This is a genomic window from Streptomyces sp. NPDC051219, from assembly GCF_040682335.1.
GTDB lineage: Bacteria > Actinomycetota > Actinomycetes > Streptomycetales > Streptomycetaceae > Streptomyces.
In genome coordinates this window covers 194737-209880 of the sequence record NZ_JBFBAS010000010.1, presented here as the reverse complement: position 1 = coordinate 209880, position 15144 = coordinate 194737, and the positions used below count along the sequence as shown (strand labels likewise).

14 protein-coding genes and 1 riboswitch are annotated in these 15144 nt (G+C 68.9%); of the genes, 11 read left to right on the top strand and 3 right to left on the bottom strand.

Going from position 1 to position 15144, the window contains the following annotated elements; genetic code table 11:
• The first annotated feature begins 182 nt into the window (after positions 1-182).
• The 10 genes from AB0M62_RS15145 to AB0M62_RS15100 all read left to right on the top strand — a co-directional run bounded on the left by AB0M62_RS15145 (position 183) and on the right by AB0M62_RS15100 (position 10215).
• A complete protein-coding gene (locus AB0M62_RS15145; protein ID WP_366074620.1) occupies positions 183-791 on the top strand; it encodes a CDP-alcohol phosphatidyltransferase family protein in 609 nt (202 codons plus the stop codon).
• Between the two features lie 114 nt (positions 792-905).
• Positions 906-3401, top strand: coding sequence for a mannose-1-phosphate guanyltransferase (locus AB0M62_RS15140; protein ID WP_366074619.1), 2496 nt, complete (start codon positions 906-908; stop codon positions 3399-3401).
• A 97-nt stretch (positions 3402-3498) separates the two neighbouring features.
• On the top strand, positions 3499-4419 hold the full coding sequence (locus tag AB0M62_RS15135) for a DUF881 domain-containing protein (protein WP_366074618.1): 921 nt from the start codon (positions 3499-3501) through the stop codon (positions 4417-4419).
• The gene (locus AB0M62_RS15130; protein WP_003970459.1) at positions 4416-4748 is read left to right on the top strand and encodes a small basic family protein; all 333 of its coding nucleotides are present in this window, start codon (positions 4416-4418) and stop codon (positions 4746-4748) included. Before AB0M62_RS15135 ends, AB0M62_RS15130 begins: the two co-directional genes overlap by 4 nt.
• Before the next feature lie 5 nt (positions 4749-4753).
• On the top strand, positions 4754-5521 hold the full coding sequence (locus AB0M62_RS15125) for a DUF881 domain-containing protein (protein WP_366074617.1): 768 nt from the start codon (positions 4754-4756) through the stop codon (positions 5519-5521).
• Positions 5522-5651: 130 nt separating this feature from the next.
• Positions 5652-6560 (top strand): FHA domain-containing protein, encoded by a 909-nt coding sequence (locus AB0M62_RS15120; protein WP_366074615.1) that lies wholly within the window; start codon positions 5652-5654, stop codon positions 6558-6560.
• Between the two features lie 17 nt (positions 6561-6577).
• Entirely contained in the window at positions 6578-7315 is a 738-nt protein-coding gene (locus tag AB0M62_RS15115) for a MerR family transcriptional regulator (RefSeq protein WP_366074614.1), read from the top strand.
• 53 nt (positions 7316-7368) lie between these two features.
• A complete protein-coding gene (locus tag AB0M62_RS15110; protein WP_006123076.1) occupies positions 7369-7842 on the top strand; it encodes a bifunctional nuclease family protein in 474 nt (157 codons plus the stop codon).
• 168 nt (positions 7843-8010) lie between these two features.
• Positions 8011-8655 carry a MerR family transcriptional regulator gene (locus AB0M62_RS15105; RefSeq protein ID WP_366074613.1) on the top strand — a complete coding sequence of 215 codons (645 nt, stop codon included), beginning with the start codon at positions 8011-8013 and terminating at the stop codon, positions 8653-8655.
• A 54-nt stretch (positions 8656-8709) separates the two neighbouring features.
• On the top strand, positions 8710-10215 hold the full coding sequence (locus tag AB0M62_RS15100) for a DNA polymerase IV (RefSeq protein ID WP_366074612.1): 1506 nt from the start codon (positions 8710-8712) through the stop codon (positions 10213-10215).
• Here AB0M62_RS15100 and AB0M62_RS15095 read toward each other — a convergent pair.
• Positions 10104-10520, bottom strand: a complete 417-nt coding sequence (locus AB0M62_RS15095; protein WP_366074629.1) for a PRC-barrel domain-containing protein — start codon at positions 10518-10520, stop codon at positions 10104-10106. The two genes, AB0M62_RS15100 and AB0M62_RS15095, sit on opposite strands and share 112 nt — an antisense overlap.
• Before the next feature lie 101 nt (positions 10521-10621).
• A riboswitch (glycine riboswitch) is annotated at positions 10622-10720 on the top strand.
• A 186-nt stretch (positions 10721-10906) separates the two neighbouring features.
• Between AB0M62_RS15095 and gcvP the strand changes: the two genes are divergently transcribed.
• Positions 10907-13792, top strand: a complete 2886-nt coding sequence (gene gcvP, locus AB0M62_RS15090) for an aminomethyl-transferring glycine dehydrogenase (protein WP_366074611.1) — start codon at positions 10907-10909, stop codon at positions 13790-13792.
• Positions 13793-13901: 109 nt separating this feature from the next.
• On the opposite strand, the gene AB0M62_RS15085 is transcribed toward gcvP, so the two are convergent.
• Both AB0M62_RS15085 and AB0M62_RS15080 read right to left on the bottom strand, forming a co-directional pair.
• Positions 13902-14099 (bottom strand): DUF5999 family protein, encoded by a 198-nt coding sequence (locus AB0M62_RS15085; protein ID WP_366074610.1) that lies wholly within the window; start codon positions 14097-14099, stop codon positions 13902-13904.
• Between the two features lie 299 nt (positions 14100-14398).
• The gene (locus tag AB0M62_RS15080; RefSeq protein WP_366074608.1) at positions 14399-14986 is read right to left on the bottom strand and encodes a hypothetical protein; all 588 of its coding nucleotides are present in this window, start codon (positions 14984-14986) and stop codon (positions 14399-14401) included.
• Positions 14987-15144 lie beyond the last annotated feature (158 nt).

Sequence of the window (15144 nt, the reverse complement as noted above, 5' to 3'; positions counted from 1 at the left end):
GCAGGGGGGACCCTGTGGGAGAGTAGGACGCCGCCGAACAATCATTGTGGGAAAGCCCCGCACCTCATGGTGCGGGGCTTTTCTGCGTTCCAGGGCCGGCACCACCCCGTGCACCGGGCACCCCGCGGCTGAAGGTAAGGTCATGGGGCATCGTTGGTACGTTTCCCACTGGAGGCCCCCGGGTGGAGGTCCAGGAGACTCGCGTTCAGACGGACCGGGTCCTCACTATCCCCAACATCCTGAGCATGGCTCGCCTCGCCGGCGTGCCCCTGTTCCTGTGGCTCATCCTGCTGCCCGAGTTCGGCGGACCGAAAAGCGACGGCTGGGCCCTGCTCGTCCTGATGCTCAGTGGAGTGAGTGACTACCTCGACGGAAAGCTCGCCCGGCGCTGGAATCAGATCAGCAACCTCGGACGCCTGCTCGACCCCGCCGCCGACCGTCTGTACATCCTTTCGACCCTCGTCGGACTGACCTGGCGGGAGATCCTGCCTCTCTGGCTGACCGCGGCTTTGCTGGCCCGTGAGCTGATGCTGCTGGTGATGGTGTGGATCCTCCGCCGTCACGGCTATCCGCCTCCTCAGGTGAACTTCCTCGGGAAGGCCGCGACCTTCAACCTTATGTATGCCTTCCCGTTGCTTCTGCTCAGTGACGGCAGCTCCTGGCTCGCCTCACTGGCCGCAGTTTTCGGATGGGCGTTCGCAGGATGGGGTACAACCCTCTATTGGTGGGCAGGAATCCTTTACGTGGTTCAGGTCCGCCGCCTGGTGAAGGCGGACGCTGCAGCCGATTGAGCTCGCCCGCGCGGCGCCGAGCAATGGCCCGAACGCCCGCACTCCCATCTGCGGGTATGTCCGGACGGGCGCAGTCGGCTAGACCGTCGTCTCTTCAAGGAGGACGCTTCCGACATGAAGGCCGTTGTGATGGCTGGTGGTGAAGGCACTCGCCTTCGCCCCATGACCTCGAGCATGCCCAAGCCACTCCTGCCGGTGGTGAACCGGCCGATCATGGAGCATGTGCTGCGGCTGCTCAAGCGGCATGGGCTCAATGAGACCGTCGTAACCGTGCAGTTCCTGGCATCCCTCGTCAAGAATTACTTCGGTGACGGCGAAGAGCTTGGAATGGAGCTCACCTATGCCAATGAGGAGAAGCCACTCGGTACCGCCGGCAGTGTAAAGAATGCCGAGGAGGCGTTGAAGGACGACGCCTTCCTCGTCATTTCCGGCGATGCGCTCACCGACTTCGACCTGACGGACCTGATCAGGTTCCACAAGGAGAAGGGCGGCCTCGTCACGGTGTGCCTGACCCGAGTGCCAAATCCACTCGAATTCGGCATCACCATCGTGGACGAAGAGGGCAAGGTCGAACGTTTCCTGGAGAAGCCGACCTGGGGCCAGGTCTTCTCGGACACGGTGAACACCGGCATCTATGTCATGGAGCCGGAGGTCTTCAATTATGTGGAGGCCGATGTTTCCGTGGACTGGTCGGGCGATGTCTTCCCGCAGCTGATGAAGGAAGGCAAGCCGATCTACGGCTACATCGCCGAGGGCTACTGGGAGGATGTCGGCACGCACGAGAGTTACGTCAAGGCACAGGCCGACGTACTTGAAGGCAAGGTCGACGTCGACATCGACGGGTTCGAGATCTCGCCCGGGGTGTGGGTGGCCGAGGGGGCGGAGGTGCACCCCGACGCGGTGCTGCGAGGGCCGCTGTACATCGGCGACTACGCGAAGGTCGAAGCGGATGCCGAGATCCGTGAGCACACGGTCGTCGGGTCCAACGTCGTCGTTAAATCCGGGGCGTTCCTTCACCGGGCCGTCATCCACGACAACGTCTACGTCGGCCAGCACAGCAATTTGCGCGGCTGTGTCATCGGCAAGAACACCGACATCATGCGTGCTGCCCGTATCGAGGATGGTGCGGTTATCGGTGACGAGTGTCTGGTGGGCGAGGAATCGATCATCCAGGGCAACGTCCGCGTCTATCCGTTCAAGACGATCGAGGCAGGCGCCTTCGTCAACACCTCGGTCATCTGGGAGTCGCGCGGCCAGGCGCACCTCTTCGGAGCCCGCGGGGTCTCAGGGATCCTGAACGTCGAGATCACCCCCGAACTGGCCGTCAGACTGGCCGGGGCCTATGCCACGACGCTGAAGAAGGGCTCCACGGTCACGACCGCTCGTGACCACTCGCGCGGTGCTCGTGCGCTGAAGCGTGCGGTGATCTCGGCTCTGCAGGCGAGCGCCATCGACGTGCGCGACCTCGAGAACGTGCCGTTGCCGGTCGCCCGGCAGCAGACCGCCCGGGGCAGCGCCGGCGGGATCATGGTGCGGACTTCACCGGGCGTGCCGGACTCCGTGGACATCATGTTCTTCGACGAGCGTGGAGCGGACCTCTCGCAAGCGGGCCAGCGGAAGCTGGACCGCGTGTATGCGCGTCAGGAGTACCGGCGGGCCTTCCCCGGGGAAATCGGTGACCTGCAGTTCCCCGCGAGCGTTTTCGATTCGTATACCGGCTCGCTTCTGCGGCATGTGAATACGACCGGTGTGGCCGAGTCGGGCCTGAAGGTCGTCGTGGACGCGTCCAACGGCAGCGCCGGGCTGGTGCTCCCCAGCCTGCTGGGCCGGCTGGGTGTGGACTCCCTGGTCATCAATCCGGGACTCGATGAATCCCGGCCGACCGAGACTCCCGACGCGCGGCGCGCGGGACTGGTGCGGCTGGGCGAGATCGTCGCCTCGGCACGTGCCGCCTTCGGGGTGCGCTTCGACACCGTGGGTGAGCGGCTGTCCCTCGTCGACGAGCGTGGCCGGATCATCGAGGACGACCGGGCTCTGCTGGTGATGCTGGACCTGGTCGCGGCCGAGCGCCGCAGTGGGCGGGTGGCGTTGCCCGTGACGACGACGAGGATCGCCGAGCAGGTGGCGGCGTACCACGGCACCCAGGTGGAGTGGACGACGACGTCCCCCGACGATCTCACCCGGGTGTGCCGCGCGGAGACGACGATCTTCGGTGGTGACGGGCGTGGCGGTTTCATCGTCCCCGAGTTCAGCAGTGTCTTCGACGGGACGGCCGCCTTTGTGCAGCTGATCGGCCTGGTGGCCCGTACGCAGCTCACGCTGAGCCAGATCGACGCGCGAATTCCGCGGGCCCATGTGCTCCGCCGCGACCTGGCGACGCCTTGGGCGGTCAAGGGCCTGGTCATGCGCACTGTGGTGGAGGCCGCCGGAGACCGGTCGGTGGACACCACGGACGGTGTGCGTGTGGTCGAGCCCGACGGGCGCTGGGTGATGGTGCTGCCCGACCCGGCGGAGGCCGTCACCCATCTGTGGGCCGAAGGGCCGGATGACGCGTCCGCTCAGGCCCTCCTCGACGAGTGGTCGGCCGTGGTGGACAGCGCAGGTCACTGACGTGCGATCGGTGGGCCGGACGGCGTCGGAGGACGCTGTCCGCCCCACCGGTGGGGCCATTCGGCGGTAGCACTGCCGACGTGCGACGATGTGCGGCATGTCGCAGCAGCCCCCCGTTCGGAGCACGGCCTCGCCGCCGCCGCGGCCCGACGCGTCCATGTCGCTGCTGACCTACGTAATGGATCACAGTCTCGACGACGGGTACGCCGAGGCGTCCGCGCGCCGCGAGGCGGAGGGCAGTGCGGGCCTTCCCCGCACGCTCCGGGCGAAGCTGGGGCTCGCGGCCGGGCTGGTCCTGGCCGCGCTTGTGGTGACACTCGGTGCGGCTCAGGCGCAGATATCAGCTCCGGTGCTGGCCAAGGAGCGGCAGGAACTCATCGACCGCATCGACAAAGAGACGTCGGCGGCGGACGCGCTGGAGAAGGATGTCGACGGACTGAGTGACGACGTGGCGAGCCGCCGGCGCCAAGCACTCCAGAAGCAGGGTGGAGACGAGGCCGGACTCGTGACCCTGCTGTCGGGCTCCACGGAGGTGCGTGGTCCCGGCGTGAAGCTGGTCGTCGACGACGCCAAGGACGCTTCGCAGGGCGGGGGCGGGCCGAGGGACAGCGCCGGTTTCTCCGACACGGGCCGCGTACGGGACCGCGATATGCAGCGGGTCGTCAACGGCCTGTGGGAGTCGGGCGCCGAGGCGGTCTCGATCAACGGGCAGAGGCTTACCGCCCTGTCCGCGATCAGGGCGGCCGGCGACGCCATACTGGTCGACAACAAGCCGCTCGTGCCGCCGTACACGGTGCTCGCGGTGGGGGACGGGAAGGATCTGAGCACCAGGTTCCAGGACAGCGCCGATGGCCAGTACCTGCATGTGCTTCAGGAGAACTACGGCATCCGCACCGGCATTTCCGTCGAGGCCGAGGTGCGACTCCCGGCGGCCCCGAGCCTGACCGTACGAACAGCAGAGCCGAAGGCCGAGGGTGCCGATCAAGGCGCGGCCGACTCAGGGAAGGGTGCATCGTGATCGCGGTATTGGGCCTCGTTGTGGGAGTGGTGGTCGGACTGTTGGTCCGGCCCGAGGTGCCGGCCGTGGTTGAGCCCTATCTTCCGATCGCGGTTGTTGCGGCGCTCGACGCCGTATTCGGCGGCTTGCGCGCGATGCTCGACGGAATCTTCGTCGACAAGGTCTTCGTCGTGTCCTTCCTCTCCAACGTTGTGGTGGCGGCCCTGATCGTCTTCCTGGGCGACAAGTTGGGCGTCGGCGCCCAGTTGTCCACGGGTGTCGTGGTCGTCCTCGGCATCCGCATCTTCTCCAACGCTGCCGCGATCCGGCGGCATGTGTTCCGGGCGTGAGGCCGATGAGCACCGAACCGATCAACACGGAAGAACCCTCCGAGGAAACGGAACAGACGGGTCGGCAGCGCCTCGTCGCCGGGCTCTGGCCGCCACGTGTGAGCAGGGCTCAACTCATCGTCGCCCTGCTGCTGTTCGTGCTCGGGCTCGGTCTCGCCATCCAGGTGCGCTCGACCAGTGACACCAGCGCACTGCGTGGTGCACGCCAGGAGGACCTGGTGCGCATTCTCGACGAGGTCGACGACCGCACCAAGCGGCTCCAGGACGAGAAGCAGCGGCTGGAGGACCAGCGCACGGAACTGGAGAACAGTTCCGACCAGGCCGAAGAGGCGCGCAAGCAGACGGTGGAGAAGGAAGCGCAGCTCGGCGTCCTCGCCGGAACGGTGGCCGCGCAGGGACCCGGTATCACCCTGACCGTCACCGACCCGAAGGGCCTGGTCGAGGCGGACATGCTGCTGGACGCGATCCAGGAGCTGCGGGCAGCCGGAGCCGAGGCGATTCAGATCAACGACGTACGGGTGGTGGCGAACACCTACTTCACCGACGACGAGGGCGGTGTGCGGGTCGACGGCCGCAAGATCGGTCCGCCCTACGAGTTCAAGGCGATCGGCAGGCCGCAGGACCTCGAGCCGGCCCTCAACATCCCCGGCGGTGTGATCCAGACGCTGGAGAAGGAGCAGGCCACCGCCACCGTGACGCGGTCTCAGAAGATCGTTGTGGATGCCTTGCGGCCGGCGAAGCGGCCTGACTACGCTCGGTCGTCATCGTCGTGAGCCGGGGGCACATGGGGCCTGCGGGAGGCGGGCAGGCGGTTGCGGGGGGTCGACGCACCGGAACTGCAGCGCGTGGTGGAAACTGTCTGGTGGTTACGGACGTTGTGAGTATGTCCGGGTCGGCAGGTGTGTGCATTCAGGGTTCGTCCTGCCCCACGGGCGGGTCTGTTTCGGTCAAGGGGAATCGCCCGTGAAGTTGTTTGCGAAGTTGTTCGGCAAGAGCGCACGCGAAGACGGTGGCAGTGGTACCGCCAGGCATCGTGCGCCGCGTCATGGCGAGGCGGAGGAGCAGGGCGCGGACCGCCCGTTGTTCCGCGATGAGGTCGGCGGCCACGGCGGGGACATTCCCGGTGGCCAGGGCGCGTCTTCTGTTGACCCTGCGGCATCCGGCCGCATAGGTTTCGGGGGACCATCAGCCTCAAGTACGGGTGGAGAGTTTGCCCACGACCCGTACGCATCCAGTGGCCCCGCGGGGCAGCCGTGGCAGGAGGATCCGTCCATGTCGGCCTTGCCGGTTTGTACGAGGTGCGGGCACCGCAATGCCGAGGCCAGTCGGTTCTGCTCAAACTGCGGAGCGCCGCTGCGGGCCGGGCTGACTCCCGAGCGCCCCTCGGAGACGACCTCGACCATCTCCATTTCCGGCCTCGAGGCGTACGAGGCGGAGGCGACGGGTCAGACCGCCGCGCCCTCGCTCTCCCCGGAGGCCCAGGCCGCTGTTGACGCCCTGCCGCTCGGCTCCGCGCTCCTGGTGGTGCGCCGCGGGCCGAACTCGGGCAGCCGCTTCCTCCTCGACAGCGACCTGACCACGGCCGGCCGGCACCCGCAGAGCGACATCTTCCTGGACGACGTAACGGTCTCCAGGCGCCATGTGGAGTTCCGCCGGGGCCAGGACGGCGGCTTCACCGTGGCCGACGTCGGCAGCCTCAACGGCACGTACGTCAACCGTGAGCGGATCGACTCCGTCGCGCTGGCGAACGGCGACGAGGTGCAGATCGGCAAGTACCGGCTGGTCTTCTACGCGAGCCAGCGGGGCATCTGACCCGTCAGGGAAGGTCCATGCTGCGAACACCGACGGGCGGTGCCGGACACGGCACCGCCACCGCGGGCGGACGGCTGGTGAGCATCGGAACGGTGCTCAACCTGCTGCGTGACGAGTTTCCCGAAGTCACCATCTCGAAGATCCGCTTTCTGGAGGCGGAAGGCCTCGTCGAGCCACAGCGCACGCCCTCGGGCTACCGCAAATTCAGCCCCGAGGACGTGGAGCGGCTCGCTCAGGTGCTGCGTATGCAGCGCGATCACTATCTTCCGCTGAAAGTCATCCGCGAGCATCTGGACGCGAAGGCTCGCGGGGAGCAGGTCGGCATTCCCGGGCCGCAGGGCGAGGCGGCGTCCGGCGCGTCCGGTCACGAGCCGGACCTGCCGACCGTCCCTCGGGTGGGCCGGTCGGAGCTGCTCGCGGCGGCCGAGGTGGGCGAGGAGCGACTCGAAGAGTGGGAGTCGTACGGACTGATCTCGGCGGCGTCCGGGGGCGGCTACGACGCCGAGGCGGTCAACGTGGCCAGACTCGTGGCGGACCTGGGCCGTTACGGCCTCGAACCTCGCCATCTGCGCGCCATGAAGGCTGCCGCGGACCGCGAGGCCGGGCTGGTCGAGCAGGTGGTCGCGCCCCTGCGCAGACACCGCAATCCGCAGACCAGGGCCCATGCCGAAGCCACTTTGAAAGAGCTTGCCGCGCTGTCCGTACGCCTCCATGCGGCGCTGGTGCAGACCGCTCTCGGGGTGCGCCTGCACTGACCTCGGGGCAGCCCGACTACCCAAACCTGCCGGGCAGGTCCTAGGGTTGCTGTGTGAACGAGCTCGACGTTGTGGGTGTCCGGGTGGAAATGCCCTCCAACCAACCGATCGTGCTCCTGCGTGAAGTGGGAGGCGATCGGTACCTCCCCATCTGGATCGGACCGGGGGAGGCGACCGCGATCGCCTTTGCCCAGCAGGGCATGGCCCCCGCCAGACCGCTGACCCACGATCTGTTCAAGGACGTGCTGGAGGCGGTGGGACAGGAACTCACCGAGGTCCGCATCACGGATCTGCGGGAGGGTGTGTTCTACGCGGAGCTGGTCTTCGCCAGTGGCGTGGAGGTCAGCGCACGGCCTTCCGACGCCATAGCGCTGGCACTGCGCACCGGTACGCCGATCTACGGCAGCGACGGGGTGCTGGACGATGCCGGTATCGCCATCCCGGACGAGCAGGAGGACGAGGTGGAGAAGTTCCGCGAGTTCCTCGATCAGATCTCACCGGAGGACTTCGGCACCAACAGTCAGTGAGCTTTCCGCCCGGCGCCATCGGCGCATTCGAGTAGCCTTTCCCCGCATGGGGGTACGGGAAACCACTCTCAGGGTGATTATCACTCGGCGTGCCGAGTGTGGCGATCGTTGACGCACCCCTGGTGACTGCCTACCGTCGAGAGGGCAGGTCAAGGACGGAGGGTCGGCGTGAGAAGCAGCGGCGGCGGTACGGCGGGGGGTGCCCCTGGACGAAGTCCGGGGGAGGGCGGGCCGTATCCGCTTCACAGCAATGCGGCCGAATCCACAAGGCGTCAGCAGGGACCGGTGGGGGCGGACGGCGGGCAGGACGCGGAGCAGACCGAGCAGGTCGGGTACCGCGGCCCGACCGCGTGTGCGGCCGCGGGAATCACTTACCGACAGCTCGACTACTGGGCGCGTACCGGCCTCGTGGAGCCCAGCGTGCGGCCCGCCTATGGTTCCGGTACCCAGCGGCTCTACAGCTTCCGGGACGTCGTCGTCCTCAAGATCGTGAAGCGCTTCCTGGACACGGGGGTCGCCCTTCAGAACATCCGGACCGCGGTCCAGCACCTGCGCGCCCGCGGGTTCGCGGATCTGGAGCGGATGACGCTGATGAGCGACGGGGCGACGGTGTATGAGTGCACCTCACCCGACGAGGTGGTCGACCTCCTCCAAGGTGGGCAGGGCATCTTCGGGATCGCTGTCGGGGTGGTGTGGCGGGATGTCGAGAGTGCACTGTCCCAGCTGCACGGCGAGCGCATCGACACCGGCGAGACGCTGGTCGGGCACCACCCCGCCGATGAACTGGCCAGACGCCGCAACAAGGCGGTCTGAGGCCGTGCGCGCGTGACGGGGGCAATGTCAGTGGCGTAGGGCAGCATCGGTGACGTGAGAGCCGCGCCCACAATCCTGCACCTGGACATGGATGCCTTCTTCGCCGCCGCCGAGCAGGCAGCGAAGCCCAGCCTGCGCGGCAAACCGGTGGTCGTCGGCGGTCTCGGGCCGCGCGGGGTCGTCGCCACCGCCTCGTACGAGGCCAGACGCTTCGGCGTGCACTCCGCGATGCCCATGGCGCAGGCCCGGCGGCTGGCGCCCCACGCGGCTTACCTCGTGCCCCGCTTCTCGCTGTACCGCGCGGTCAGCGACCAGGTCATGGAGCTGCTCGGCCGGCTGTCGCCGCTCGTGGAGCCGCTGAGCCTGGACGAGGCGTTCGTCGACCTGGAGGCGGGCGGGTCGGCCGATGACTCGGCGTCCGCGAGAGCGGCGGGGGAGCGGCTGCGTCGGGACATCCTGGCCGTGACCGGGCTGACCGGTTCGGTGGGGCTCGCGGGGTCGAAGATGCTGGCCAAAATTGCCTCGGAACAGGCCAAACCGGACGGCCTTGTGGTCGTCGAGCCCGGAACCGAGCGCGAGCTGCTGGCCCCCATGCCGGTACGGACGCTGCCCGGCGTGGGCCCGGCCACCGGTGAGCATCTGCGGCGTGCCGGCATCACCACGATCGCGGAGCTGGCGGAGGCCGGCGAGGACGAGCTGGTCCGGCTGCTGGGCCGGGCACACGGCGGCTCGCTGCACCGGATGGCACAGGGGCTCGACGACCGGCCGGTGGTCGCCGAGCGTGATGCGAAATCGGTGTCGGTCGAGGACACGTTCGATGTCGACCTGCACGACCGGGGGCGGGTGCGGACAGAAGTGCAGCGGCTGGCCGACCGGTGTACGCAGCGGCTGCGAGCGGCGGGACGGTCCGGCCGTACGGTCGTGCTGAAGGTGCGTCGGTACGACTTCTCGACGCTGACCCGTTCCGAGACGCTCCGGGGTCCTACGGACGACCCCACCGTGGTGCGCGAGGCCGCCGCACGACTGCTCGAGGCGGTGGACACCACGGGCGGGGTCAGGTTGCTGGGCGTGGGTGTCACCGGCCTGGCGGACTTCACCCAGGAGGATCTGTTCGCGCAGGCGGCGGGAGAGCCGGCCGAGCCTGCGGAGGGCGGCGAAGAGGCCGGGAAGGCCGTCGGTGAACTCGTGGAGGGCCCGAACGCCGGGGGCCGGGCCGGGGCACAGGCCGGGGAGGGGCCCGCTCCCCCGTCCGAGCGGCGCTGGCCTGCCGGACACGATGTGCGGCACGCCGTGTACGGGGCGGGATGGGTGCAGGGGAGCGGGGTGGGGCGGGTGACGGTGCGGTTCGAGGAGCCCGGGTCGGAGCCCGGCAGAGTGCGGACGTTCCGGGTCGATGATCCGGATCTGGAGCCCTCGGATCCGCTGCCTCTCGTCGGCCGGGTTGCGGATCAGGCGTCTTCGGTGCCGGCGATCCGGCCGAAGTCGCGGTCCGCGGGGGAGGGGGCGGAGGGCGACGGGGGACCCGCCATCCCTCCGGGGAACGAGACGTCCAGACCATAGTGGTGGTAGAGCTGGAGCTCCTGTTCCGGGGAGAGATGGCGGCCCACACCGAAGTCGGGGGCGTCCTTGATGAGAGCCCGTTCGAAGGGCACGCGCAGGCCGTCCGCGACCACTTCGCTGGGCTCCAGCGGCACGAACGCGTCACGGCTGAACAGTCCAGTGCGTACGGCCGCCCACTCCGGCATGCCGGTGGCATCGTCGAGATAGACCTCGTCAATGGTGCCGATCTTGGTGCCATTACGGTCGAACGCCTTGCGGCCGATCAGGCTGCGCGGATCGATATCGGTCTGCACGGTCCCTCCAATTGGTCGCAACTGCTCCGTAAATACTACAAAAGTGCACATTTGGGGTTGCGGCCACTCGGGGGACCTCCGCAGGTGGCGCTGGTAGGCTGGCTGTCGGCTGCTGACCCCGTGCGGGAGAGTCCTCCGAATGCAGTAGACGGAGGCGCCGAAGGAGCAAATCCTCCCCGGAATCTCTCAGGCACACGTACCGCACGGACGAGGTCACTCTGGAAAGCAGGGGCGGGCGTCGGGCGGTACACACCGGATCCCCTCCTCACCGACGGTGAAAGCCGGCGCGCCTCGGCGGGCCGGTGAAACTCTCAGGTTGAGATGACAGAGGGGGAGGCCGTCCGGGCACCCGCGCCGTGGTGCCCCTCGCAGGTCGCGTCAGACCAGGAGGCCTCCCGATGACCGCCAACCGCATTCCGCTCTCCCAGCTGGAGCGTGGCATTCCCTTCGAGCACCGCCACATCGGCCCCGATGCCGAGGCGCAGGCGAAGATGCTCGCCCAGGTCGGCTACGGCTCGCTCGACGAGCTCACGGCCGCTGCGGTACCCGACGTGATCAAGAGCGCAGAAACGCTCCGCCTTCCGGACGCCCGCTCCGAGGCCGAGGTGCTCGCCGAACTGCGCTCCCTCGCGGAGCGCAACCAGGTGCTCGCCCCGATGATCGGGCTCGGTTACTACGGCACCTTCACCCCGCCGGTGATCCTCCGCAACGTGATGGAGAACCCGGCCTGGTACACCGCCTACACGCCGTATCAGCCGGAGATCTCGCAGGGCCGCCTCGAGGCGCTGCTGAACTTCCAGACCGTCGTCGCCGAGCTGACCGGGCTGCCGACCTCCGGCGCCTCCCTGCTCGACGAGGGCACCGCGGCCGCCGAGGCGATGTCGCTCTCCCGGCGGGTGGGCAAGGTCAAGGAGGGCGTCTTCCTGGTCGACGCCGACACGCTCCCGCAGACCATCGCCGTGATCGAGACCCGCGCCGAACCGACCGGGGTCGAGGTCGTCGTCGCCGACCTGTCCCAGGGCATCCCGGCAGAGGTCGCCGAGCGAGGAGTCTTCGGCGTACTGCTGCAGTACCCCGGCGCCTCCGGCGAGGTCCGCGACCTCAAGCCGGTCGTCGAGCGGGCCCACGAACTGGGCGCGATCGTCACCGTCGCCGCCGACCTGCTCGCGCTCACCCTGCTCGTCCCGCCCGGCGAGCTCGGCGCCGACATCGCGGTCGGCACCACCCAGCGCTTCGGTGTGCCGATGGGCTTCGGCGGACCGCACGCCGGCTTCATGGCCGTACGCGACAAGTTCGCCCGCAGCCTGCCCGGCCGTCTGGTAGGTGTCTCCGTGGACGCCGATGGCAACAAGGCGTACCGGCTGGCGCTGCAGACTCGCGAGCAGCACATCCGCCGCGAGAAGGCGACCAGCAACATCTGTACCGCGCAGGTCCTGCTTGCGGTGATGGCCGGAATGTACGCCGTCTACCACGGCCCGGACGGGCTGCGGGGGATCGCGCGGCGCACCCACCGCTACGCCACGCTGCTTGCCGAGGGCCTGCGGGCCGGCGGCGCCGAGGTCGTGCACGGTGCGTACTTCGACACGCTGACCGTACGGGTGCCGGGCCGGGCCGACGCAGTCGTGGCCGCCGCCCGTGAGGGCGGGGTCAACCTGCGGCTGGTCGACGCCGACCACGTCTCCATCGCGTGCGACGAGACCACCGGCCGCACCGAGATCACGGCTGTCTGGGCCGCCTTCGGGGTCGAGGCCGACATCGAGGCACTGGACGCGGCCGGGGCGGACACGCTGTCCGAGGGCCTGCTGCGGACGGACGACTTCCTCACCCACCCGGTCTTCCACCAGCACCGCTCCGAGACCGCGATGCTGCGGTACCTGCGGAAGCTCGCGGACCGGGACTACGCGCTGGACCGGGGCATGATCCCGCTGGGCTCCTGCACCATGAAGCTCAACGCGACCACCGAGATGGAGCCGGTGACCTGGCCGGAGTTCGCGGCGCTGCACCCGTTCGCCCCCGTGGACCAGGCGCAGGGCTACCTCACGCTCATCCGTGAGCTGGAGGAGCGCCTTGCCGAGGTCACCGGGTACGCCAAGGTGTCGATCCAGCCCAACGCCGGCTCGCAGGGCGAGCTCGCGGGCCTGCTGGCCGTACGGGCGTACCACCGGGCCAATGGCGACACCCAGCGCACCATCTGCCTGATCCCGTCCTCCGCGCACGGCACGAACGCGGCCAGCGCCGTGATGGCCGGGATGACGGTCGTCGTCGTCAAGACCGCCGACGACGGCGAGGTGGACGCCGAGGACCTGCGCGCCAAGATCGAGCAGTACCGCGACGAGCTCGCCGTGCTCATGATCACGTACCCGTCCACGCACGGCGTGTTCGAGGAGCACGTCGCCGACATCTGCGCCGCCGTGCACGACGCGGGCGGCCAGGTGTACGTGGACGGCGCCAACCTCAACGCACTGGTGGGCGTGGCCCGGCCGGGCAAGTTCGGCGGCGACGTCTCGCACCTCAACCTGCACAAGACCTTCTGCATCCCGCACGGCGGCGGCGGTCCGGGCGTCGGCCCGGTCGGTGTCCGGGCGCACCTCGCCCCGTACCTGCCGAACCACCCGCTGCAGCCGACCGCGGGACCGGAGACGGGTGTCGGCCCGATCTCCGCCGCTCCCTGGGGCTCCGCGGGCATCCTGCCGATCTCCTGGGCGTACGTACGCCTCATGGGCGGCGAGGGCCTCAAGCGCGCCACCCAGGTCGCGGTGCTCGGCGCCAACTACATCGCCAAGCGGCTGGAGCCGCACTACCCCGTGCTGTACACCGGCCCTAACGGGCTGGTCGCCCACGAGTGCATCGTGGACCTGCGGCCGCTGTCCAAGGCCACCGGCGTCAGCGTGGACGACATCGCCAAGCGACTGATCGACTACGGGTTCCACGCGCCGACGATGTCGTTCCCGGTGGCGGGCACGCTGATGATCGAGCCGACCGAGAGCGAGGACCTCGGAGAGCTCGACCGCTTCTGCGAGGCGATGATCGCGATCCGCGGCGAGATCGAGCGGGTCGCCTCGGGCGAGTGGCCGGCCGACGACAACCCGCTGCATCACGCGCCGCACACGGCGGCCGCGCTGGGCGGGGAGTGGGACCACGCGTACACCCGTGAGGAGGCGGTCTTCCCGGCCGGCGTCTCGGCGGCGGACAAGTACTGGCCGCCGGTGCGCAGGATCGACGGCGCCTTCGGCGACCGCAACCTCGTCTGCTCCTGCCCGCCGCTGGACGAGTACGACAACTGACGCGTCCGACGCGTCGGCCCGCGGGCGTGCGTCAGGGCCGGTTCGGAGAGTCTCCGGGCCGGCCCTTCGTCGTGCTGTTCGTGGTTCGCAGTACGCCCGCCCGGCGGGGTCAGGCGGCCTTCATGACCTGAAGCGGCCGGTGCGGGGCGATGATCTGCCCGTCCGGCAGCAGCTCACCGGTGTCCTCGAACAGGAGGACTCCGTTGCACAGCAGGCTCCAGCCCTGTTCCGGGTGGTGCGCAACGACATGCGCCGCCTCCCGGTCGGCGGAGTCGGCTGACGGGCACGGTGGCTGGTGCTGGCACATGGATGCGTTCTTTCGCTGCGGTGTAGTGAGTGTCCTGCGGCTCGATGCGGTGTTCATGGCCGCCCCCCGTAATCAGTCGGTCGGTCCGGTCCCCAGTGTTGCCCTACAGGCGTCAATCCGCAGGGATTTCCCGGCAGCTCTGCCTTACTGATTAATGACGCATCACCCGTGCGGACGGTTCAGCTCAACTGCACGGTCTCTTCGGATGGTTCGGAGTGGCCGGACCGGACTAGTCCGGACGGGGCCGACAGCAGGGCGCCCCGCGACCGGGCCCGGTCGCGGGGCGCTGGACTGCCGTGTCAGGCGGGCGAGCCGAGCAGGGGCACCTTGGAGAGGCGATGGGTCAGTACGGGCAGCAGATCGGCCACGCGGTGCGGCCGGTCCGCGGCTATGCCCGGCGGTGCGGGGGCCAGGGGCACCAGCAGATCCGCGGGCGCGGGGCCGCCGGCGGACGCGTCGGCGTTCACCTCGCCGTGCAGCCACAGGGTGAGCATGTAGAGCTCCGGAACCGACAGAAGTCGCGGCTGGTAGTGAGAGGTCATTGTCTCCGCCTGGCGCAGTGCACGTTCCGTCGCGCCGACGTACGGACCCTCGAAGAAGCGCGCGAAGGCCCATCCGTCCGGGGTGAGCATGGTGTCCGCGGCTGCGACGGGGCGGTCGCCGCAATGGATCAGGAAGCGCCATCCGGCGAGCCGGGTGCGTGGCGGCTGGTCGCCCGGCGTGATCCGGTCCAGCACGTGGACAGGAAGCGGGAGTTCGGGGCTCAGCGGGCCAAGGGCGGCGCGGAGAGCGGGGGTGCGGGCTTCGCGGACGGCGGTGGGGGAACCGAGTGCCGCGAGAACGCTGCGCAAGGCGGGCGCGGGAGCCGGGGGGACATGCAGCGGCATGGTGGGACGCCTCTCACTTGGGAGACACGGTGAAGCGTGGCAGGTGCGGACGGCGCTGTCGCATTCTGGGGCCAGAGGGGGGCCGTGGGGCAATGGCCGGGCGCCAACTCTCTGCCTCGTTTGTCGAGTTTATATGACCCGTGTTCACGCAGTGTTTC